Annotated in this window: 16 protein-coding genes; 12 read left to right on the forward strand and 4 right to left on the reverse strand. The window is 73.8% G+C overall.

The genetic code is table 11. The annotated features are described in order from the left end of the window. Positions 1-18 precede the first annotated feature (18 nt). From ACFY61_RS12545 to ACFY61_RS12565, 5 genes are all read left to right on the forward strand, one after another. Positions 19-1,497 (forward strand): hypothetical protein, encoded by a 1,479-nt coding sequence (locus ACFY61_RS12545; RefSeq protein ID WP_389470586.1) that lies wholly within the window; start codon positions 19-21, stop codon positions 1,495-1,497. A gap of 53 nt (positions 1,498-1,550) precedes the next feature. Next, positions 1,551-1,862, forward strand: a complete 312-nt coding sequence (locus ACFY61_RS12550) for a DUF4229 domain-containing protein (protein ID WP_389470589.1) — start codon at positions 1,551-1,553, stop codon at positions 1,860-1,862. A gap of 354 nt (positions 1,863-2,216) precedes the next feature. Beyond that, the gene (locus ACFY61_RS12555; RefSeq protein WP_389470591.1) at positions 2,217-3,542 is read left to right on the forward strand and encodes a dicarboxylate/amino acid:cation symporter; all 1,326 of its coding nucleotides are present in this window, start codon (positions 2,217-2,219) and stop codon (positions 3,540-3,542) included. A 243-nt stretch (positions 3,543-3,785) separates the two neighbouring features. Next, positions 3,786-5,633 carry an AMP-dependent synthetase/ligase gene (locus ACFY61_RS12560; RefSeq protein WP_389470594.1) on the forward strand — a complete coding sequence of 616 codons (1,848 nt, stop codon included), beginning with the start codon at positions 3,786-3,788 and terminating at the stop codon, positions 5,631-5,633. 249 nt (positions 5,634-5,882) lie between these two features. Beyond that, the gene (locus ACFY61_RS12565; protein WP_389470596.1) at positions 5,883-7,469 is read left to right on the forward strand and encodes an alpha/beta hydrolase; all 1,587 of its coding nucleotides are present in this window, start codon (positions 5,883-5,885) and stop codon (positions 7,467-7,469) included. Between the two features lie 69 nt (positions 7,470-7,538). On the opposite strand, the gene ACFY61_RS12570 is transcribed toward ACFY61_RS12565, so the two are convergent. Further along, positions 7,539-8,732, reverse strand: a complete 1,194-nt coding sequence (locus tag ACFY61_RS12570) for a lipase family protein (RefSeq protein ID WP_389470599.1) — start codon at positions 8,730-8,732, stop codon at positions 7,539-7,541. Between the two features lie 83 nt (positions 8,733-8,815). Next, positions 8,816-9,859, reverse strand: a complete 1,044-nt coding sequence (locus ACFY61_RS12575) for an AraC family transcriptional regulator (RefSeq protein WP_389470601.1) — start codon at positions 9,857-9,859, stop codon at positions 8,816-8,818. 122 nt (positions 9,860-9,981) lie between these two features. Between ACFY61_RS12575 and ACFY61_RS12580 the strand changes: the two genes are divergently transcribed. Together ACFY61_RS12580 and ACFY61_RS12585 are read left to right on the forward strand one after the other, a co-directional pair. Beyond that, entirely contained in the window at positions 9,982-11,721 is a 1,740-nt protein-coding gene (locus tag ACFY61_RS12580; protein WP_389470604.1) for an AMP-dependent synthetase/ligase, read from the forward strand. 1,467 nt (positions 11,722-13,188) lie between these two features. Next, on the forward strand, positions 13,189-14,910 hold the full coding sequence (locus ACFY61_RS12585) for a lytic transglycosylase domain-containing protein (protein WP_389470605.1): 1,722 nt from the start codon (positions 13,189-13,191) through the stop codon (positions 14,908-14,910). A gap of 300 nt (positions 14,911-15,210) precedes the next feature. Here ACFY61_RS12585 and ACFY61_RS12590 read toward each other — a convergent pair whose 3' ends face one another. Next, positions 15,211-15,414, reverse strand: a complete 204-nt coding sequence (locus ACFY61_RS12590) for a cold-shock protein (protein WP_030012116.1) — start codon at positions 15,412-15,414, stop codon at positions 15,211-15,213. A gap of 237 nt (positions 15,415-15,651) precedes the next feature. Here ACFY61_RS12590 and ACFY61_RS12595 point away from each other — a divergent pair, with 237 nt between their 5' ends. The 5 genes from ACFY61_RS12595 (at position 15,652) to ACFY61_RS12615 (ending at position 20,963) form a co-directional block, all read left to right on the forward strand. Continuing rightward, on the forward strand, positions 15,652-16,500 hold the full coding sequence (locus tag ACFY61_RS12595) for a menaquinone biosynthetic enzyme MqnA/MqnD family protein (protein WP_389470608.1): 849 nt from the start codon (positions 15,652-15,654) through the stop codon (positions 16,498-16,500). Positions 16,501-16,632: 132 nt separating this feature from the next. Continuing rightward, positions 16,633-17,247, forward strand: a complete 615-nt coding sequence (locus tag ACFY61_RS12600; RefSeq protein WP_389470611.1) for a hypothetical protein — start codon at positions 16,633-16,635, stop codon at positions 17,245-17,247. A 64-nt stretch (positions 17,248-17,311) separates the two neighbouring features. Then, positions 17,312-19,039, forward strand: a complete 1,728-nt coding sequence (locus ACFY61_RS12605) for a serine/threonine-protein kinase (protein ID WP_389470615.1) — start codon at positions 17,312-17,314, stop codon at positions 19,037-19,039. Positions 19,040-19,102: 63 nt separating this feature from the next. Then, a complete protein-coding gene (gene mqnC / locus ACFY61_RS12610) occupies positions 19,103-20,302 on the forward strand; it encodes a cyclic dehypoxanthinyl futalosine synthase (protein ID WP_389470617.1) in 1,200 nt (399 codons plus the stop codon). Between the two features lie 10 nt (positions 20,303-20,312). Beyond that, a complete protein-coding gene (locus ACFY61_RS12615) occupies positions 20,313-20,963 on the forward strand; it encodes a hypothetical protein (protein ID WP_389470620.1) in 651 nt (216 codons plus the stop codon). Positions 20,964-21,030: 67 nt separating this feature from the next. Here ACFY61_RS12615 and ACFY61_RS12620 read toward each other — a convergent pair whose 3' ends face one another. Beyond that, on the reverse strand, positions 21,031-21,876 hold the full coding sequence (locus ACFY61_RS12620; protein ID WP_389470623.1) for a DUF3152 domain-containing protein: 846 nt from the start codon (positions 21,874-21,876) through the stop codon (positions 21,031-21,033). Between the last annotated feature and the right edge of the window lie 163 nt (positions 21,877-22,039).

A 22,039-nucleotide genomic window follows, 5' to 3' on the forward strand; every position in this document is an offset into this window, starting at 1 on the left:
GGGGGAAGGGGGACGCCGGTGACGGGGTGGGCCGGGGCCTGGGACCAGCGGGCGGTGGCACTGGTCGAACTGCGCGGCACCGCCACGGACCACGAGCTCTTCGAATCGGCCCTCCAGGCCCGCGGCTGGCCGGTGCTGGAGCGACGGGGAACACGGGTCACGGCCGTGACCGAGAGCCGCGCCTGGTACGTGGTCGAGCTCCGGTTCCCGGGGTCGTCGTTCCGCGCGGCGGACGGCGGACGGATGCACCTGGAGCTGATGGCCGACGGGCTGGGCCTGGACCTCGTCGTCGAGGCGGTCGACCGGGTCGAACGCGCCCGCAGGGAACCACCGCTGTGGGAGGCGGTCCCGGGTACCCCCGGCCGACGGCCGCGCAGGTACGCCGACACCGCCGTCGGGCATGCGGACCGGGCGCGCCGGATCCGCGCCGTGGGCGAAGGGCCGGCGCGGGCCCTGGCCGCCCGCGTACTGCCGGGCGCGCCGGTGCCCCGGAGCGACGTCCGGGCCGTTCCGGCACTGTCCACGCGGGGCAGGACCGCTCTGCGCCCGCGCCCGCGGCCGCTGCGGGCCGACTTGCTCCTGCCGGCCTCACTGGCGCTGATCGCCGGTTTCGGCCTGGAGCTCCGTTCGCCCGTCTCCCTCGTGATCGGCTCGCTCCTGCTGTCCGCCGCTGTCGCGCTGGGCACGGTGGTCACCGCCCGCAGGCAGCCCGAGCAGCCCGTGCGGGCGGTAGCGCTCCGGGTGGCGGCCCTGTTCGTCCCCGCCGCCCTCGCGGCCGCGGTGGCGCACCACTTCGCTCCGCCGGCCGTGTGGCTGGCCCTGGCGGTAGCGGCGGCCGCCACCGGAGTCCTGGCCGGGCTCGGCCTGCTGGTCCGGCACGCCACCTGGCGGGTGCTGCTGCCGTGGCTGGTGCCGGCCTTGGTGCCGTGCGTCCCCGGCCTGCTGCCCTCCCTCGGGCTCTCCGTGCCCGCCTTCTACCTGCGGCCCTTCGGCATCGACCTGGAGGACGTCGACGTCCCCGCCGTGCACGCCGTGCGGGCCACTCTCAAACTGATCGGGTGCACCTGCCTGTGGCTGCTCGCCCCCGCGATGCTCGGCTACCTGAAGCACTTCCACGCCGCGGTCCGCGACCGCTGGCTCCCCTACCTGGGCTTCGTCCTCATCTCCGCCTACTGCCTCGGCACCGGTGTGTGGGGGCTCGCACTGGCCCCGGCGGAGGAGGCCGGGCGTCGGGCCGTCGAGGCGGCCGCGGCCGGACGGACCCCGGCGCCGTACTACGGCATCAAGCCGGAGTGGATGTGCGTGACCCCCGTGACCGAGCTCGCCAAGGTGCCCGTCGAGGGCGGAGAACTCGACCCCCGGAAGGCGTACGTGCTGCTCGGCGACGCCGACGGGCGGGCCGTGCTGTGGGACGCGCAGGCGAAGGCGGCGCTCAAGATCCCGCTCGCGTCGCTGCGGCTCGTGCCGGCCGGAGCACCCCGGCGGCCCTGCGGGTGAGCCGCCCGTGCTTCACTGGACGGGCACGATCGAGGTAGAGAGAAGGGGTCAGCGTGGCCGGCAAGCCGAACGCAGCCATCCGTTACACCGCGATGCGGCTGGGCATCTTCGTCGCGTGCTTCTTCGTCGTCTTCGCCCTCGTCCGGCTCCAGTGGGTGCCGGCCGGGCTCGGGGACGCCAACCTGGCATGGGTGGTGCTCCTCGCGCTCGTGCTCTCCGCGCCGCTGTCCTTCGTACTGCTGCGCAAGCAGCGCGAGGAGATGTCCCAGCAGATCGAGGGACGGGTCGCGGGCGCGAAGGAGAGGCTCGCCGCCAACCGCAGCCAGGAGGACGCGGCCGACGACGCCGCCCGGGCCGGCTCGTAGGTCTGTTGGCTTCGTCACACGACGAACCGCCCCAGTGCAGGATTTTCCGGTCCTGCGCTGGGGCGTCGTCGTTTTTGCGGGCCCCGCCGCCCCCGCCGGCTCAAAGTAAGCCTTTGAGATTCTCAAAGCATGAGTGTTAGCGTCTTCAACATGTTGACGACAGCTGCGCCTGCCACGGCCATGAGCACCCTGCTCGTGGCGCGCCTGCACGTCGATCTCTGCCGCCGCGTGTCCGCGGCCTGTTGCTGCTCCTGAAGAGAACCAGCAGCGGTCCCGGCCGGGCCTTCCTGGCTGCCGCACCGCAACACCCCCGCAGAACCCCCCTCTTTTGTGCGTCCCTCCCGGAGTGAGCCCGTGTCCGCAACCGCCAGCGGGGCCAAGAAGGCCTCGTTCAAGTTCCCCTTCTGGGCCCAGATCGTCACCGGTCTGGTGCTCGGTGTGCTCCTCGGCTGGCTGGCCCGCAGCCAGGACGTCAGCTGGCTGCACACCACCCTGGAGAAGGTCGGCGACATCTTCGTCCAGTTGCTGAAGCTGGCCGTCGCCCCGCTCGTCTTCTTCGCCATCCTGGTGTCGATCACCAACCTGCGGAAGGTGAACAACGCCGCCCGCCTGGCCGGCCGCACCCTGCTCTGGTTCATGATCACCTCGCTGATCGCGGTCGGCATCGGCCTCGCCATCGGTCTCCTCACCGACCCGGGCGCCGGCACCGGCCTCACCCCGGCCGACGGTAAGCTGCCCAAGCGCCAGGGCTCCTGGATCGACTTCCTGACCGGCATCGTGCCCAGCGACGTCATCACGCCGTTCACCGAGCTGAACGTGCTGCAGATCGTCTTCATGGCCGCCGTCGCCGGTATCGCCGCCCTCCAGCTCGGCGACAAGGCCCAGCCCGTCCTGGCCTTCTCCGAGTCCGTGCTGGCGCTGCTGCAGAAGGCGCTGTGGTGGGTCATCCGCCTCGCCCCCATCGGCACCGTCGGCCTCATCGGCACCGCCATCGCCTCGTACGGCTGGGAGCTCATCGGCAAGTACGCCACCTTCACCGCCGACGTCTACATCGGCTCGGCCCTGGTGATGTTCGGCGTCTACCCGCTGCTGCTCGCCACCGTCGCCAAGGTCAACCCGGTCCAGTTCTTCAAGGGCGCCTGGCCGGCCATCCAGCTCGCCTTCGTCTCCCGCTCCTCGGTCGGCACCATGCCGGTCACCCAGCGGGTCACCGAGCGCCTCGGCGTCCCGAAGGAGTACGCCTCCTTCGCCGTGCCGTTCGGCGCGACCACCAAGATGGACGGCTGCGCCGCCATCTACCCGGCGCTCGCCGCGATCTTCATCGCCAACGTCTTCGACGTGCAGCTGGGCATTAAGGAATACCTGCTCATCGCCTTCGTCTCGGTCGTCGGCTCCGCCGCGACCGCCGGCCTCACCGGCGCCACGGTCATGCTGACCCTGACCCTGTCGACGCTGGGCCTGCCGCTGGCCGGCGTCGGCCTGCTGATGGCGATCGACCCGATCCTCGACATGATCCGCACCGCCACCAACGTGGCCGGCCAGGCCCTGGTCCCGGTCGTGGTCTCCGCCCGTGAGGGGATCCTCGACAAGGAGGCCTACGCCTCCGCCTCCGGCTCCCCGCTGGACGAGCGCACCGCCGCAGACGAGCGCACTCCCGTCGCCGCCACCGCCACTGCCTGAGGCCCGACCGCGCCCCGTCGCACGGCTCATCGCCGCCCCCGCCCCCGTCCGGGCGGGGGCGGCGGTGTTTTCTCCGCGCGGAAACGGAGGCCGGGCTGGCGTGCGTCTCGCGTGGGGATGCCGTGGACGTGCCGTACGGGGCTCGTGCGGGGGAGGTGCGGGGGCCGTGCCAAGGGTGTTCAGCGGCCGGCGGCCGCGCGAGGATTACCGGCGGTAACTCGACCTGGGGCACGAGGAGGCGCCGTGACAGCCGTGGAACCAGAGCCCGTGACGACCGTGCTCGGCGGAGTCGTCCGGGAGGTGTCCGTACCTCCCCTGGCCTCCGTACCCGTCACCGGCTCACTCGGGGACATCCCCTTCGAGAACGCCGAACGGGCCCCCACCGAAGCGGTCCTCGCCCGCAAGGGACCCGGCGGCGACTGGCAGGACGTCACCGCCGCACAGTTCGCCGCCGAGGTCATGGCCGTCGCCAAGGGGCTCGTCGCCGAAGGCCTCCAGCCCGGCGACCGCCTCGCCATCATGGCCCGCACCACCTACGAGTGGACCCTCCTCGACTTCGCCGGCTGGGCCGCCGGACTCGTCACCGTCCCCGTCTACCCCACCTCATCCGCCCTCCAGACCCGCTGGATCCTGCACGACTCCGGCGCCACCGCCTGCGCCGTCGAGGACACCGCCCAGGCCCGCGTCGTCAGCGCCGAACGGGTGAACCTGCCCGGCCTCGTCCACCTCTGGGAACTCGACACCGGCGCCCTGGGCCGCCTCGCCCGGGCCGGCGCGCACCTGCCCGACGAGGTCGTCCACGAGCGGCGCCGCAGCCGCATGCCCGAATCCGTCGCCACCCTCGTCTACACCTCCGGCACCACGGGCACCCCCAAGGGCTGCGTGCTCACCCACGGCAACTTCTTCGCCGAGGTCGACAACGCCATCGAACTGCTCCACCCCGTCTTCAAGGCGGTCAGCAAGGACCCGGCGTCCACACTGCTGTTCCTGCCGCTCGCCCACGTGTTCGGGCGGATGGTCGCCGTCGGCTGCCTCCGCGCCCGGGTCAAGCTCGGCCACGCCCCCAGCATCCAGACCGACGAACTCCTCGCCGACCTCGCCGGCTTCCGGCCCACCTTCCTGCTGGCCATCCCGTACGTGCTGGAGAAGGTCTACAACACCGCCCGCGCCACCGCCGAGAAGGCCGGCCGCGCCGGCTCCTTCGACCGGGCCGCCCGGATCGCGCAGCGGGCCGGCGAGGCCACCGGGGGCGGCACCCCCGGCCTCGGCGTACGCGCCGCCCGCGCCCTCTACGACCCGCTCGTCTACCGGCGGATCCGCGCCGCCCTCGGCGGCCGCCTCCGCTACGTGATCAGCGGCGGCTCCCCGCTCGGGCGCCGCCTCGCCGCCTTCTACACCGGCGCCGGCATCGAGGTCTACGAGGGCTACGGCCTCACCGAGACCACCGGCGCGACCACCGTCACCCCACCCCTGAAACCCCGCCTCGGCACCGTCGGGCGCCCGCTCCCCGGCAGCGCCGTACGGATCGCCGACGACGGCGAAGTGCTCCTCCGCGGCCGGCACGTCTTCGCCGGCTACTGGAACGACCCGCACCCCGCGACGGCCGGCCACTGGTTCGCCACAGGCGACATCGGCGCGCTCGACGCCGACGGCTACCTCACCATCACCGGCCGGAAGAAGGACCTGATCATCACCTCGGCGGGCAAGAACGTCGCCCCCGCCCTCCTGGAAGACCGGCTGCGCGCCCACCCGCTGATCAGCCAGTGCATGGTCATCGGCGACAACCGGCCCTACATCACCGCGCTGATCACGCTGGAGCCGGACGGGCTGGCGCACTGGCGGCAGATGAGGCGGAAACAGGGGGTGCCGGTCGGCGAACTCGTCCACGACGGCGAGCTGCTCGCCGACCTCCAGCGGGCCGTGGACGACACGAACGCGCTGGTCTCGCGCGCGGAGGCGATCCGCCGGTTCAGGGTCCTGCCGGGCGACTTCACGGAGGCGCGGGGGCACCTCACGCCGTCGCTCAAGCTGCGGCGGGGGGTGATCGCGGGGGACTACGCCCGCGAGATCGAAGAGCTCTACCGCGCATGACCCCGCCCGGGCCGCGCCGCCGCGCCCCGCACCCCGCCCGGCCCCCAGGCCGGGGTACCCCGGTCACCGGCCGGGCCCGGGCCCGTGGGTGCTGGTCGCGCAGTTCCTCGCGCCCCTGGGGGCTTCCCGCGCCCCGCGCGGGCCCGGGGGCGTTCGGGGCGCGCACGCGCGGGGGCGATCGTATGGTGGTCCGTGGAATCCGCGGAGCCGCGGGTCCGAGGGGGGCCGGGGCGACCCGAGGAGGGTGCCGTGCGCCGTTCCCGTACCGCCGCCGTCCCCACGGCGGCCGCCTGCGCCCTGCTCGCCGCCCTCGTGGCGCCACCCGCCGGGCCCGCCCAGCGCGAGCGCCCCGCGTCACCCGCCGGGCCGGCCGAGCGCGAGCGCCGCGCGGACGGCCCGGCCCTGGAGCGGTTCTACGGGCAGCGGCTGCGCTGGGGCGACTGCCCCGACCGATCCGCGCCCGCCGCCATGCGCTGCGCCACCCTCACCGTGCCCCTCGACTACGCCGACCCGGCCAAGGGCACCCTCCCCGTCGCCGTGGCCAAGATCCCCGCCACCGGCTCCAAACGCCTCGGCGCCGTCGTCCTCAACTTCGGCGGCCCCGGCGCCTCCGGCATCACCACCCTCGCCGGCGCCCACAAGACCTTCGCCGACCTCGCCGAAACCCACGACCTGGTCACCTTCGACCCGCGCGGCGTCGGCCGGAGCCGCCCCATCAGCTGCGGCGGGTCCCTCCGGCCCCAGGGGCCCGTCGGCCCCGACGCGGCGTCCCAGCTGGCCGCGCTCCGCGAGGTCGCCGCCCGCTGCGCCGCGCACTCCGGCCCGGTCCTGCCGTACATAGGCACCATCCACGTCTCCCGTGACCTCGACGTCCTGCGCCAGGCCCTCGGCCAACGCCGCCTCGACTACCTGGGGTTCTCCTACGGCACCCGGCTCGCCGCCGTGTACGCCACCCAGTTCCCCCGCCGCACCGGCCGGATGGTCCTCGACGGCGTCGACACCCTCACCGAACCCCTCGTCGAGCAGGCCCTCGCCTCCGCGCGCGGCCAGCAACAGGCCCTCGACAACTTCCTCACCTGGTGCGCCCACCAGCGGGAATGCGTGTACGGAAGCAATACCCGCACCGCGAAGCAGCAGGTCAACGCCCTCGTCGACCGACTCGACATCCGCCCGCTGACCGGCGGCGACGGCAGCCTGGTCACCGGCCGGGACGTGACCGTCCTGATAGCCAACGCCCTCTACTCCCGGGCCACGTGGCCCGGCCTGGCCCGCGGCCTGCGGCAGGCCGAACGGAACGGTGACCCCACCGCCCTGCTGACCATCGGCGAGGCGTCGCCCGAAGCCGAGCCGTCCGGCGAACACGAGGACGAAGACGGCCACGAACCGCCCGCCGACAACGCCGACGCCGCCCTGATCGCCGTGAACTGCGCCGACGACCCCGACCGCAGCAAGGACCGGGCCCGTCCCGAGGCCGTGGAGCGGGAGGTCGAAGCGCTCCGCGAACAGTTCCTGAAGGCCTCGCCGATCTTCGGCCCGCTCCAGCTGATGACCGTGCTCGCCTGCTACGGCCGGCCGCCCGGCACCGACTTCATCCGCCGGATCGACCGGCCCGGCGCCCCCCGGATGCTGCTCGTCGGCACCCGCGGCGACCCCGCCACCCCGTACCAGTGGACCGAGGAGACCGCCCGGCGCCTCGGCTCCGCCGTCATCCTCGACTACAAGGGCGACGGCCACACCGGATACGCCTCCTCCGCCTGCGTCCGCCAGCGGGTCCAGGACTTCCTGACCACCGGCCGGCTGCCCGCCGGCACGCAGTCCTGCCCCGGCGAGGACTGAACCGCCGGGGCAGGAACCGGAGCCGGAGGACCCGAGCCGGAGGACCGGAGCCGCAGGAGTCCCGGCGCGTCAGCAGTTGCCCTGCGCCGGGCGGCCCGCGAACCGGTCGGCGAGCCAGTTCTGCGCCTCGAACGCCTCCGTGATCACCCCGCTGACGTGCTCACCGACCCAGATCGTCTCCCAGTGCACGTCCGCACCCCGCCCGCACCAGTCGGCGCGCAGCTGCCGGCCCACCCCGTACGGGATCAGCTCGTCGCCCAACGCGTGGTACTGGTACACCGGCGCGGCCGGGGCCGTCCGGCCGAGCCGCGACTGGTCCAGCCGGGCCTGCCAGTCGGGCCGGTCCAGCGGGTTGCTGGTGGTGAGGTCGGAGATCCGCTTGAAGGACCCGGCGACAGCGTCGACCACCACGCAGTTCTCCTTGAAGAAGCCCACCAGCAACCGGCCGGCCGGGTTGAGGTAGGAGTCCAGGTCCAGCTCGGGGAACGCGGCGTCCTGCCCGGCCGCCGCCATGAAGATCAGACCGGAGCCGTACGAGCCGTCGTTGAAGTCCGCGACCCGCCGCAGGTCGGCGGGCACCCCGCCGGCCGCCGTGCCCTTCACGTTCAGCTCGGGCGCGTACGAGCCGTGCAGCTCCGCCGCCCAGCCGGCCGCCTGCCCGCCCTGCGAGTAGCCCATGACACCGACCGGTCCGTCCGCCGAAAGCCCGGCCTCCGGCAGCCGCTGCGCGGCCCGGGCCGCGTCGAGGACGGCGTGACCGGCCGACCGGCCGACCGTGTACGTGTGCGTGCCCGGGGTGCCCAGGCCCTCGTAGTCGGTGACCACCACGGCCCAGCCCCGCCAGGTCAGCTGCTGGATCAGGTTGGCCTCCATGGAGGTGCCGTCCGGCAGGTTGGCGCTCGGCGCGCAGGAGTCGCCGAGACCGACCGTGCCCACCGCGTAGGTGATCAGCGGGCGCGGCCCGGTGCGGCCGTCCTGCGGCACGATGACCGTGCCGGAGACGACGTTGGGCGCCCCGTCGGCAGTGGTCGAACGGTAGTGGATCTTCCAGGCCCTGGTGCCGGTCGGCTGGCCCGGCAGCGGATGGAAGGCGGACGGTACGGAACTGACGACGTCGCCCGGCGCACCGCCGGCCGCGCCGGCTGTGCCAGTGGCTCCGGCGGCCCCGGCGGCTTCTTGCACCGCGGCGGCCGTCCCGGCCGGCAGCCAGGCGGAGAGGGCGAGTACGGCGACTGCCGCGACGGCAGTGCTTCGGATGCGCATGGGGCGGCTCTCCCATCGGTCCGGTGGGGGTGGGTGAACAGACCGTAGTGACCGACCGGTCGGCACGGCGCTGACCGGTCAGCTCACCTTTGCTGACCCGGCCGCCCACACGGCCCGCCCGGACCCCCCTGCCGGTACGCCCCCGGCGTCGTCCCCGTCCAGCGGCGGAACGCCCGGTGGAACGCCGTGTCCTCGGAGAACCCCAGCCGGGCCGCCAGCTCCGCGATCGGCTCGCCACCCTCCACCAGCCCCGCGATCGCCGCGTCCCGCCGCACCTGGTCCTTCAGCTGCTGGAACGAGGTCCCCTCCTGCCGGAGCCGCCGCCGCAGCGTCGCCGGCGACACCGCCAGCCGCCCCGCCACCTCACCGAGCACCGGCAGCCTCGGCGAACACCGCAACTCCCGTGCCACCGCCCGGCGCACCTGCTCCGCGACCGTCGTCCCGTACTCCGGCCGGTACAACAGGTCGAAGGGCGCCCGCCGCAGCATCTCGTCCAGCGCCCGCTCGTCCCGCACCAGCGGCGCCGCCAGCCAGTGCGCGCCGAACACCGCACCCGTACGCGCCTCCCCGAACCGCACCGGACAGCCGAACAGCACCTCGTACTCGTCCTCGTGCGGCGGCGGCGGATACGCGAACGCGGTGTGCCCCAGCGGGATCCGCCGGCCGATCAGCCAGCTGCACAACCGGTGCCAGATCGCCAGCACGCACTCCGTCAGGAACCGCTCCTCGTCGCGCGCCAGGTCATTGCGGACCGTCAACCGCGCCTCGTCCCCGCACACTTCCAGCGCCAGATCAGGACCGCCCGGGAACAACCCGTAGAACGCCGTCCCCCGCCGGATCGCCGCACCCAGGTCCCGGCAGCCGAGCGCCGCGTGGCACATCATCGCGAACGTCCCGGGACGGCTGGGCGGCCCGCCGCCCAGACCCAGGAACTCGTCCTGCGTGACCCGGTACAGCGCCCGGAACAGCCGCACGAACTGCGCCGCGGTCACCCTGGCCCGGTCGTCCCCCAGCAGCAGCGGAGGGATCCGCGCCTCCTGCAACAACGGCACGGTGTCGATGCCGCTGCGCCGCGCCCCCGCCAGCACGGCACGCACATGGTGCACGGTGACCGTCCGCTTCCCCATGACCCGAAGGTAGCCGCATTGAGCGCTGCGGTCAGCGGGGGTGACGCCTCCGGTCATCCCGCCGGGCGCCGCGCCCCGCCTAGCTTCGGTGGAACGGCCTTGGAGACCCGGGGAGGCGTGCCGTGGACGTACGACCGCAGACGCTGGCGGTGTTCACCGAGTGGACCGCCGAACGGTACGGCCGGCAGACCGCGCTGCGGTTTCGCACGGCCGGCACCTGGCGGACCCGCACCTACGACCAGCTCGCCGAATCGGCGCGCGCGGCAGGCTCGGCCCTGCTCGACCTGGGCGTCGGACCGGGCGAGCGGGTGGCCGTACTGGCCGAGACCCGGCCGGAATGGACCTGCACCCACTTCGGGGCACTGGCGGCGGGCGCGGTGGTCGTGCCCGTCTACCCCACGGCCGGCGACCGCGAACTCGCCTGGGTGCTGTCCGACTCCGCGGCGGCGGTGGCCGTCTGCGACGACCGGACGCAGGCGGACCGGGTGGCCGAGCTCCGCGCGGACGGACGGCTGCCCCGGCTCCGCGAGGTGGTCCTGATGGACCCGCTCACCGCACCGCGGACCGCCGACCACGACCGGCTCCGGGCCCGTTCGCGAGCGGTCCGGCCCGGCGACGACGCGGCGATCGTCTACACCTCCGGCACCACCGGCCTCCCCAAGGGCTGCCGGCTCACCCACGGCAACCTGGGCGCCGTCCAGGACGCCACGCTCCCGCTGATCGCGGGCGGGCCCGGCGACTCCACCTACCTCTACCTCCCGCTGGCCCACCTGCTCGCCCAGCTCGTCCAGTTCACCACCCTGCTCCAGGGCGGCGAACTCTGCTACTTCGGCGGCCGCATCGAGGACGTCGTGGGCGAACTCGAGGAGGCCCGGCCCACCCACCTGCCGTCCGTGCCGCGCCTCTTCGAGAAGATCCACTCGGTGGTGCTCTCACTGGCGGAGTCCGCCGAAGGCGGCCGGGAGCGCTTCGAGGAAGCGGTCCGGCTGGGCGTCCTCGCCGCGGACGGCCGCCTCCCCGACTCCGCCCGGCCCGCCTGGGAGGCCGCCGACGCCGCCCTGTACGCGCCGGTCCGGCAGGCACTGGGCGGCCGGCTGCGCTGGGCCCTCACCGGCGGCGCCCCGATCGCCCCGGCCACCCTGGACTTCCTGCGGGCCTGCGGCATCGCGGTCTTCGAGGGCTACGGAATGACCGAGTCCGGGGGCGTCATCGCCCTCAACCACCCCGGCGCGGTGCGCCACGGAACGGTCGGCCGCCCCGTCGCCCGCTGCGAGGTACGGATCGCGGCGGACGGCGAGGTCCTCGCCCGCGGCCCCATGGTGTTCCCCGGCTACCACGCCGACCCGGCCGCCACGGCGGAGGTGCTGGACCCGGAGGGCTGGCTGCACACCGGAGACCTCGGGGCCCTCGACCCCGACGGGTTCCTGACCATCACCGGCCGCAAGAAGGAAATCCTGATCACCTCGGCGGGCAAGAACATCACCCCGTCCGAGGTCGAGTTCGCCGTCCAGCACAGCCGCTACGTCTCCCGCGCGGTCCTCGTCGGCGACCGCCGCCCCCACCCCGTCGCCCTGATCACCCTGGACGCGGACGAGATCGCCGCCTGGGCCCGCCGCGAGGGCATCGACCCCGGGCCCACCCCGGCCGCCCACCCCGGGGTCCGCGCCCTGATCGAGGAAGCCGTGTCCGAGGCCAACACCCACGTCTCCCGCCCGTCCCGCATCCGCGCCTTCCACCTCCTCGACACCGACTTCACGGTCTCCGCCGGCGAACTCACCCCCACCCTCAAACTCCGCCGCCACACGATCGAACGGCGCTACGCGCCGCAGATCGCGGCACTGTACGAGGGGCCCGGCACCTGAGGCCGGGGGCATGGGGGGCGGGGTGAGGTGGCAGGGGGGCTTTGTCAGCGGGGCGGGGGTGGGGGCGGGTCGGCCCACGGGGGCGGGACCTGGATCCCGGGCGGGGGTGGGGTAGCTGGGCCCGCTCGGGCGGGGGCGTTGGGTGTGTCGGGGTGGTTGCCCGTCCGTCCCATCGTCCTTCCGGGGCGTGCGTCGGCGTCAAGGGCGCTCCTTCGTCGCGTCGCTGCGCGATGGCCTTCGGCCACCCTTGACCCCGCCGCCCGCCCCGGAAAAACGACAGACGAACGGACAACCCAAAACAAGGGCAAGGGGTGCCCGTTCCCTACGGGTCCGCCCGTTTGCGGTCCGGCGCCGGGGGCGGCGGCCCAACCCGCCCTCCGGGCGGGAAGCCCCACCTTCACCCACCCGGAAGGTGCATGAGACGGGCCTGCCGGGAGGGCACCCCGGATCGCTACGCGCTTCGGCCGTCTCAGTGTCCCCGTCTGGTCGGTGGCCGGACATAGACCGCCCGAGGGCGGAGGGTCATCGGCTGTATTGGCGGCCTCCGGGGCCGGGTGGGGCCGAGTGCGGCGGTATGGGGTCGTTAGTGAGCGCCAGACGGTCCTGGGATGACGCAAGGGGACCGGTCGAGCCGAAATGGCTCGCGATATGCCCTATTTGAGACGCTTTGCCACCCCTCACGTCGGCCCGAGGGCCGCCTGACTGCAACCCACGACGCGCCAGACGGTCTTCCGGTGAGGGCATCGGCCCCGGACGGCCTTTCGGCCGCCGAGACGGCCGGAGCGCGTAGCGATCGATGGCGGTCTATGTCCGGCCACCGACCACACGGGGACACTTTGCCGAGTGGAGGGTGTAGCGGTGTGGGGTGCCCTGGGGCGGCCCGTCTGATGCACCTTCCGGGTGGGTGAAGGTGGGGCTTTCCGCCCGGAGGGCGGATTGGGCCGCCGCCCCTGGCCCCGGCCAGCGACCGGGTACACCCGAAGGACAGGGTGACCCCTTGCCCTTGTTTTGGGTTGTCCGGTCGTCTGTCGTTTTTCCGGGGACGGCCGCCCTGTCAAGGGTGGCCGAAGGCCATCGCGAAGCGACGCGACGAAGGAGCGCCCTTGACAGGGCGGACGGCCCCGGAAGGACGATGGGACGGACGGGCAACCACCCCGACGCCTCACCAGCGCCGCCCGAGTGAGCCCACCCACCCCACCCCCGCCCCGCGTTCACGCTCCGGTCCGGTGGGCTCACCCACCCCCACCCCCCGCCCCGCATCCCCACCCCGCCCGAGCACGCCCCCCCATACCCGCCCCGAACTCCCAAACCGGGCGCGCCCGGAGGGCGTGTGGGTCGGTCGCGGCGTTCGGTGTCGTGCGGATCGTGTGCACGGTGTGTCACAAAGGGCAGGGGGGCCGCGAGTCTTCGGCGAGGACCTGATAAACAGTGGATATTCACAGATCGTCTTGGGGGGATCGCCGCACTGTGAAGCCGATTCGACGCCACCTCGTCAGTACGTCCCGCAAGGTGCTCTGCACCGCCGCGCTCGCCGCCAGCCTCACCACCGCCGCCGTCGTGACCAACACCCCGGTCGCCGACGCCGGGGAGGCCGAACCGACTCCGGACAGCCCCCAGGCGCAGGACCGCGGTAACGCGCGCCTCGACCTGCCCGACCTCGTCGCCGACCCGGCGGCCCCGGGCGCCGTCGCCGGCGCCGACGCGGCCTCGGGCATCCCGGCGACCGCCCTGGACGCCTACCAGCGGGCCGAGACCGCGGTGGCGGCCGCGCTGCCGGGCTGCAAGCTGCCCTGGCAGCTGCTGGCGGGCATCGGCCGGGTCGAGTCGGTGCACGCCTCCGGATACGGGCTGAAGACGGACGGGTACACCGAGAAGCCCATCCGCGGCCCCCGTCTCGACGGCAACGGCTTCGCCGAGATCCGGGACACCGACAAGGGCGAGTGGGACGCCGACACCGAGTACGACCGCGCGGTCGGCCCGATGCAGTTCATCCCCTCCACCTGGGCGACCTGGGGCGCGGACGGCAACGCCGACAGCAAGCGGGACCCCAACAACATCTACGACGCCGCGCTCGGCGCCGGTCTCTACCTGTGCGCCGGGGACAAGAACCTCTCGAACCCCAAGCACCTCGACCGGGCGATCCTCAGCTACAACGCGTCCCGCACCTATGTGAACTCCGTCATGGGCTGGATGAAGCGGTACCAGAACGGCGCCGACACCGTTCCGAACCCGCCGGCGACGAACGTGCCCACCCCGACCCCGCCGGTCGTCCCGCCGTACGTTCCGCCGGTCACGCCCACCCCGCCGGTGACCCCGCCGTACGTCCCGCCGACCCCGACCCCGCCCCCGACCGTGCCGCCGACGCCGCCGGTCAAGCCGACCCCGCCGCCGGCCACCGTGGCCGGACTGGAGGCGCTGGGCGCGCCCCTCATCACCGTGGAGGCCGGGGCCGAGGTCCAGGGCGACCAGAAGGTCAAGGCGGTGCTGGACGACGGCAAGCCGGCCGCCCGCGAGGTCGTGATCTTCGAGGTCGAGGGCGACACCAGCGGTGGCACCGTCTTCGCCGCCACGGGCAAGGCCCACCACGTCGCCAAGACGGCCGCCGACGGCACCGTGGCCGTGCCCGGGATCAAGGCGGCGGACAACGGGAAGGGCGGCACGTTCACCCTCCGCGCGACCCTCTACGGGACCCGTGAGTTCACCGTGAAGTACGACGGCAAGGTCACCCCGCGGGTCGCCGACCGGATCGCCCGGGTGGACACCACGCCGCTGACGGCGGTCGTCGGCAAGACCTTCGCCGCCCAGGAGCTGCTGGTCACCGCGAAGGACAAGCCGGTCTTCCAGGCCGCGGTCACCGCGACCCTCGCCGAGCGGAAGGACGAGACCGGCAAGTGGGTCCCGGTCGACCCGCAGGCGGGGGAGGGCCCCTACTTCGAGGCGGCGGACGGCAAGCACGTCCGGACCATGGAGCTGGCCGCCACCGGCAGGGACGGCAAGGCCACCCTGCCGGAGCTGCACACCACGGGCGTCACCACCGGCACCTACCGGCTGCGCCTGACCACCCCGGAAGGGGTGGAGCTGGTGCTGGAGCTGGAGGTCGTCAAGGCGCCGGACCTGGAGACCAAGCCCACGACGCCCACCACCCCCACCACCCCCACGACGCCCACCGCGCCCGCCCGCCAGGGCTGAGGCCGCGCCGACGGGCGGGTACGAGGACGGGCCGTGAGTTCGCTCACGGCCCGTCCTCGTACCCGCCCGTCGTACGCGTCGGCCCCGCGCCAGTTGGGGTAAAGAATCGGTAAAGGCGGCCCTGGTGGTCCTGGGTGGCCCTCGGTGGCCCCAGGCGTGCCGTCCGCGGGGGTGGATCCGGGGCCGGGGACGGCCGAAGAGGGGCGGAAAAAGGCAGGAGCCCTGCCTCCTCCGTTCGCACGGAGGAGGCAGGGCTCCTTGGGTACTGCTATCCAACCGCGATCCGGTTGGCCCGGGCGATTAGGCCGGGGTGACGTTCTCCGCCTGCGGGCCCTTCGGGCCCTGGGTGACGTCGAAGTTCACGGTCTGGTTCTCCTCCAGGGAGCGGAAGCCAGACGCGTTGATCGCGGAGTAGTGGACGAAGACATCCGGGCCGCCGCCGTCCTGGGCGATGAAGCCGAAGCCCTTTTCAGCGTTGAACCACTTCACGGTTCCGGTAGCCATGAGCCCTCCTATGGGCCAAAGGGTCGCCCTGCTCCAGAACCTGCTAAGAAGTCTGAAAACTACAAAAGCCTGCGGGTTACAAGCTCCGCAGGCTCCGTACTGCAAGGGAAACCAAACTGCAACTTGCGTCGAGCCTAGCACGCACAGTCCTCAGGAGACCAGAGGGAAAGATCACGTCACCCGGACGTTTGAGACCCTCGAAGATGCTGACGGGGGCCCGGCGGCTAGTCTCGCGATGTGGACCCCTATCGCAGCCGGCCGCGGGTCGGCCACATTCAGTTCCTGAACTGCCTGCCGCTCTACTGGGGGCTGGCCCGGACCGGAGCCCTGCTGGATCTGGAGTTGACCAAGGACACTCCGGAGAAGCTCAGCAGGCAGCTGGTCGACGGGGAGCTGGACATGGGTCCGATCACCCTCGTGGAGTTCCTGCGGAACGCCGACGACCTCGTCGCGTTCCCCGATCTCGCGGTCGGCTGCGACGGCCCCGTCATGTCCTGCGTGATCGTCTCGCAGGTGCCGCTGGAGCAGCTCGACGGCGCCCGGGTGGCCCTCGGGTCCACCTCCCGCACGTCCGTGCGACTGGCCCAGCTGCTGCTCGCCGAGCAGTACGGGGTCCGGCCCGAGTACTACACCTGCCCCCCCGACCTGGGGGTGATGATGCAGGAGGCCGACGCCGCGGTGCTGATCGGCGACGCCGCCCTGCGCGCCTCCCTGCACGACGCGCCCCGGCTCGGGCTGGAGGTCCACGACCTGGGGCTGATGTGGAAGGAGTGGACCGGGCTGCCGTTCGTGTTCGCCGTCTGGGCGACCCGGCGCGACTACCTCGACCGGGAGCCGCAGCTGGTCCACAAGGTGCACGAGGCCTTCCTCGCCTCCCGCGACCTGTCCCTCGACGAGGTCGCCAAGGTGGCCGAACAGGCCGCCCGCTGGGAGGCGTTCGACTCGGGTCTGCTGGAGCGCTACTTCACCACGCTGGACTTCCGATTCGGACCCGACCAGCTCGCCGGCGTACGGGAATTCGCCCGCCGGACGGGTCCGACGACCGGCTTCCCGGCGGATGTCCGGGTGCAGTTGCTGACACCTTGACCCGGTGCTAATTCCGGGTGGAATTCATCCGGCTTCCGGTCGTGCCAATTCATCGGCACGACCGGTGGGCCGGGTACCGATATTGCCTGCGGGGCACGCGGAGTGGAGAGGGCCACGGTGGTGGGGAACGCGATGAGGGCGGACGAGCAGGGCATGGAGCGGATACGCCGGATCCAGGCCCGGCGGCAGCGCCCGCGCCGGATGTCGGTGACCGTCGGAGCGGCGGTCCTGCTGCCGGTGCTACTGACCGGCAGTGCCTGGCTGGCCCAGCCGGTGGGCGTGGTGTGGCCGCTGCTGGCGACCGCGGTCTCGCTGACCGTGCTGTGCACGGCGTGGGTGCTGAGCGGGGCCTGGCCGGGCGCGGTCGTGGCCGTGTCCGGGATCGCGTTCACGCTCTTCCTCGGCCCGGCCCTCGAGAACGGCGTGCTGGAGCAGCGGGGCGTGCGCGTGCAGGCCGTCGTCACCGAAGCCGAGCGGTACGACCCCACGAAGGGACCCGACCGGTACACCTGCCGGGTCGCCACCGCCGCGGGCGAGTCGTACGAGCTCGGCTGCGAGGCCAGGCACACCAAGGGCTTCCCGGTGACCGTGGTCGTGGACCCGCAGGACTGGCTGGGCCCGCGGCTCGCGGAGCGGTCCGGCGGCCCGTCCGCGCCGACGCTGGCCGTGATCGCCGGGCTGTTCGCGGTGATGGAGGCCGCCTTCCTGTTCGGCCGGCTGCGCAAGCGGCCCGACGCCCGGGCGTAAGGCCCCCCGCTCCCGCTACTGTCGGGCTGTCAGTCACGGTGGGGGAGTTGGGGGAGGGGGCGCCATGCTGCCGCTGGAGGCCGCGGATCCGCGGGCCGTCGGGGCGTACCGGCTGCTCGGCCGGCTCGGAGCGGGCGGAATGGGCCGGGTCTACCTGGGGCGCAGCGCCGGCGGCCGGACGGTCGCGGTGAAGGTCGTGCACCCCCACTTCGCCTCCGACGACGAGTTCCGGGCCAGGTTCCGCCGCGAGGTGGACGCGGCCCGCCGGGTCGGCGGCGAGTGGACCGCGCCGGTGCTGGACGCCGACCCGGACGCGGCGGTCCCGTGGGTGGCGACCGGGTACGTGGCCGGGCCCTCGCTGGACCGGGCCGTGGCCGCGCACGGACCGCTGCCGGAACGCACCGTGCGCGCGGTCGGGCTGGGGCTGGCCAGGGCGCTGGTGGCGGTGCACGGGCTGGGGCTCGTCCACCGGGACGTGAAGCCCTCCAACGTGCTGCTGGCCCTGGAGGGCCCGCGGCTGATCGACTTCGGCATCGCCCGGGCCACGGAGGGCACCGCCTCGCTGACCTCGACCGGGGTCTCGGTGGGCTCGCCGGGCTACATGGCGCCCGAGCAGATCCTGGGCAAGGGGGTCACCGGGGCGGCGGACGTGTTCTCGCTGGGCGCGGTCCTGGCCTTCGCGGCCACCGGGCGGCCGCCGTTCAGCGGGGACAACTCGGCGACCCTGCTGTACAAGGTGGTGCACGAGGAGCCGGACCTCGACGAGCTCCCGCCCGGCCCGCTGCGCGAGCTCGTCGCCGCCTGCCTGTCCAAGGCGCCGGCCGGGCGGCCCGCTCCCGCGGCGGTGGCGGACGTACTGGACGGAGCGCTGGGCGCGTCCGGGTGGCTGCCGGCACCGCTGGTGGAGGACGCGAGCCGGGCGGCCGTACGGCTGCTCGACCTGGACGCGGCGGACGGGCCGGTGCCGGGGCCGGCGGGCCCGGACTCCGGTCCCCTCCCCGGCCACGGCCCGGGCCCCGGCCCCCTGTCAGGGCCGATCCCGTTCACGGAGCCGTCGTCGGGCGGCGGCTTCGGCCCGGCGGACCCCTCGTACGGGCACCTGCCGACGCAGACCTCGGGCGGCGGCACCGGTTCCGCCGGCCCCTACGGCCCGCCCGCCCCGGCGGGGGCGGGCACCGCCCCCGCCGGCGTCCGGGAGGTCAGCGTCCGCGCGGCGGGGCGCCGGCTCAGCTGTGCCGTGGTCCTGTCGGCGGCCGCGGCCGTTGCCGTCCTCGCCGGCGGCCTGTACTGGGCGGAGCTGCTGCCCGGCACCGGCGGCCGCGCACGGGACCTGGCGGACGGCGGCCCGAGCGGCGGCGGCCGTACCTCCTCGGCCACCCCTCCCGCCGCGAGCGAACCGACGGCCTCCGCGAGCCCCTCGGGCAAGGCCCGCGACGAGGTCCCGAAGGCCTTCGTCGGCACCTGGAAGGGCACGGTGACCACCGGCCGCCTCGGCGTGGCCGGCGAGTTCGAGATCACCATCAGGGGCGGGCGGACCGGGCAGGTCGTCGCACGCGACAGATCGGTCCTCCCCGTCCTCGGCACCGACTGCAGCGGCGACTGGAAGCTGCTCTCCGCCACCGACACCTCGCTCGTCCTGGACACCTCCGGCGGCCCCAACCCGGCCCCGGGGATCTGCTCCGGCGGCTCCGCGAACGAGCGCTTCACCCTGAACGCGAACGGCACCCTGCACTACGAGTCCGGGGACGTCCCGGCCGGGAACCCGCGGGGAGACCTCACCCGCAGCCCTTGACGGCGCTGGCGTAGGCTGGGCCGGTCCGGACCTCTTGACACACCGCCGAAAGGTGACGCACCGGTGACCGACCAGGCCGCTCTCCAGTCTGTCCTCGACCGTGCCGCCGCGGGGGGCCGGATCTCCGCCGAGGAAGCGCTCGACCTGTACCGGCACGCGCCGCTGCACGCCCTTGGTGCCGCGGCCGACGCGGTCCGCCGCCGCCGCTACGCGGGCACCGAGCACATCGCGACGTACATCATCGAGCGGAACATCAACTACACCAACGTGTGCGTGACCGCCTGCCGGTTCTGCGCGTTCTACGCGGCGCCCAAGGACACCGCCAAGGGCTGGACCCGCGACCTCGACGACATCCTGCGCCGCTGCGCGGAGACCGTGGAGCTCGGCGGCACCCAGGTGATGTTCCAGGGCGGCCACCACCCGGACTTCGGCGTGGAGTACTACGAGGAGCACTTCTCCGCGATCAAGAAGGCGTTCCCGCAGCTGGTCATCCACTCCCTCGGTGCTTCCGAGGTCGAGCACATGGCCCGCATCTCCGGGGTCTCGGCGGAGGAGGCGATCCGCCGGATCCACGCGGCCGGCCTCGACTCCTTCGCGGGCGCGGGCGCCGAACTGCTGCCCGCCCGGCCGCGGAAGGCGATCGCGCCGCTGAAGGAGTCCGGCGAGCGCTGGCTGGAGATCATGGAGCTGGCGCACGGCCTGGGCGTGGAGTCCACCTCCACCATGCTGATGGGCACCGGCGAGACCAACGCCGAGCGCATCGAGCACATCCGGATGATCCGTGACGTCCAGGACCGGACGGGCGGCTTCCGGGCCTTCATCCCGTACACGTACCAGCCCGAGAACAACCACCTCAAGGGCCGGACGCAGGCGACGGTCTTCGAGTACCTGCGGATGATCGCGGTGGCCCGGCTCTTCCTCGACAACGTCGCGCACATCCAGGGCTCCTGGCTGACCGTCGGCAAGGAGGCGGGGCAGCTGTCGCTGCACTACGGAGCGGACGACCTGGGCTCGATCATGCTGGAGGAGAACGTGGTCTCCTCGGCCGGCGCGAAGCACCGCTCGAACCGGCACGAGATCATCGACCTGATCCGCAAGGCGGGGCGGGTGCCGGCGCAGCGCTCCACGACGTACGAGCACCTGGTCGTGCACGAGGACCCGGCGAACGACCCGGTGGACCACCGGGTGGTCTCGCACATCTCCTCCATCGCGATCGAGGGCGGCACGGCCCACCCCGAGCTGAAGCTCATCTCCTCGAACTGAGCCGCCGCCCATGCTCACCCTGCACACCGCCGACCTGCTGGTGACCGGGGCCGCCGCCGGTGCCGCGCCGCTGGCCGGCGGCGCGGTCCTGGTCGAGGGCGACCGGATCGCCCGGGTCGGCCCGTACGAGGAGCTGGCCGCCCGGCACCCGCACGCCCGGGTCCGGCGCTGGCCGGGGCTGCTGACGCCGGGGCTGCTGGTGGGCTCCGCGGACGAGCTGCTGGAGCGCACGTACTACCCGGACGACCCGTACGAGGTCACCGAGCTCGGCGCGGAGCCGATCAGCGGGGAGGCGCTGGCCGACCTGAAGCTGACCGAGGCGCGCTGGGGGCACAGCGCCCGGCGGGGCACGCAGAAACTGCTGGCCCGGGGTGTGGTGGCGGTCGCGGGGCGCTTCACCGTGCCCGCCGTCCGCACGGCCGTGCTCCGCTCGGGGCTGACGGTCGTCCCGCCGCTCGGCAGCGAGCCGGCGGGGGCCTCGCTGGACCCCTTCGCCCCGCACGAGTCGGCGTCCGCCGCGTACCACGGGACGCTGTCGGCGGGGGGCCCGGCGCGGTTCGCGGTGTTCGCGGTCCCGGACGAGCGGGCGCTCCTGGCGGAGGGCGCCACGACCTGCGTGGCCACGGTCATCACCGGCCGTCTCCTCCACCGCCGCCGCTGACCCGCGGCCGGGCGCCCTGCTTCGCTCAATCGCCGCTCGGGCCTGAAGTACCCCCGCGCGGTGGGGGCTAGGGGACCGGGGGGCCCGCCAGGTACGTGCCGGTGGGGGTGTACGGCCAGGCGTTGGCCTTGCAGCCCTGGAGCCCCTTCAGCTGCTGCATCATCGCCGGCGCCGGCTTCCCCGCCCCCGGGCACCCCTCGTGCCCCCGCCCTATCTCGTGTCCCACCTCGTGGTTGACGATCAGCGCCCGGTACTCCTCCACCGGCCCGTCGAAGTTCGGCGAACCCTGCTGCCACCGCTTGAGGTTGACCACTACGGTGTGCCCGGCCCGGCAGTTCGTCTCGCCGACCAGCTCGGGCGTGGTCACCTCGCACAGCCGGTCCGTCGTGGACGGCGTCGCGATGCGGACCGTGAAGTCCACCGGACCCTGCCCGGCCAGCTGGAACCCGTACCGCGGGTCGCGTATCCAGCCGCGCCGGTCGCCGAGCACGGCGTCCACCTCCCGCGCGGCCTGGTCGGCGTCCACACCGGAGCCGTCCTCCACCTCGACCCGGTACCGCCGCACCTGCCCGGACCCGTGCCGGTCGCCGGACAGCGCGGAGGCGGTGAACGTGCCCGGCCCCGAGCGGGGCACGTCCCCGCGCGAGGCCCGGGACGGCTCCGACGAGGGCCGGGTGCTCGGCGCGGGCGGCGGGGGCGGCGTGGGCGTCGGTGCCGCCGGGGTGGGCCGCAGGGCCGCGGCCGGTGGTGCCGGCGCGTCCTCCCGGTCCCAGACCAGGACCCCGGCCGTCGCCGCGCCTGCCGCGCACACCACGGCCAGGGCGGTCCGGCGGAGCCGTCTGCGGCGCTCGGCCCGGGCGCGGGCACGCGCGGCACGACGGCTTCCACCGGGTTGTCTGTACGACTCTGGCATACGTTCGCCGTCCGGAACTGGTTCGTGGGTGCGGGTGGGGAACTCGCACACTATTTCGTTTAGTAGACGTCCCAGGAGGCCCGGAGGTTTCACCCGGGGGCGGGCGCACCGCCCCGGGGCCGCCTGCCAGAATGGGCCCCGCACCCCCCGGCACCGCCCGGAA

Origin of the sequence: Streptomyces sp. NPDC012888, from assembly GCF_042900645.1 — a bacterium.
Lineage (GTDB): Bacteria > Actinomycetota > Actinomycetes > Streptomycetales > Streptomycetaceae > Streptomyces.

Coding starts and splice junctions, on each gene's coding strand:
- ACFY61_RS12570 (WP_389470599.1), bottom strand. CDS start 8,732: ATGCGCATCCGAAGCACTGCCGTCGCGGCAGTCGCCGTACTCGCCCTC.
- ACFY61_RS12575 (WP_389470601.1), bottom strand. CDS start 9,859: ATGGGGAAGCGGACGGTCACCGTGCACCATGTGCGTGCCGTGCTGGCG.
- ACFY61_RS12590 (WP_030012116.1), bottom strand. CDS start 15,414: ATGGCTACCGGAACCGTGAAGTGGTTCAACGCTGAAAAGGGCTTCGGC.
- ACFY61_RS12600 (WP_389470611.1), top strand. CDS start 16,633: ATGAGGGCGGACGAGCAGGGCATGGAGCGGATACGCCGGATCCAGGCC.
- ACFY61_RS12605 (WP_389470615.1), top strand. CDS start 17,312: ATGCTGCCGCTGGAGGCCGCGGATCCGCGGGCCGTCGGGGCGTACCGG.
- ACFY61_RS12615 (WP_389470620.1), top strand. CDS start 20,313: ATGCTCACCCTGCACACCGCCGACCTGCTGGTGACCGGGGCCGCCGCC.
- ACFY61_RS12620 (WP_389470623.1), bottom strand. CDS start 21,876: ATGCCAGAGTCGTACAGACAACCCGGTGGAAGCCGTCGTGCCGCGCGT.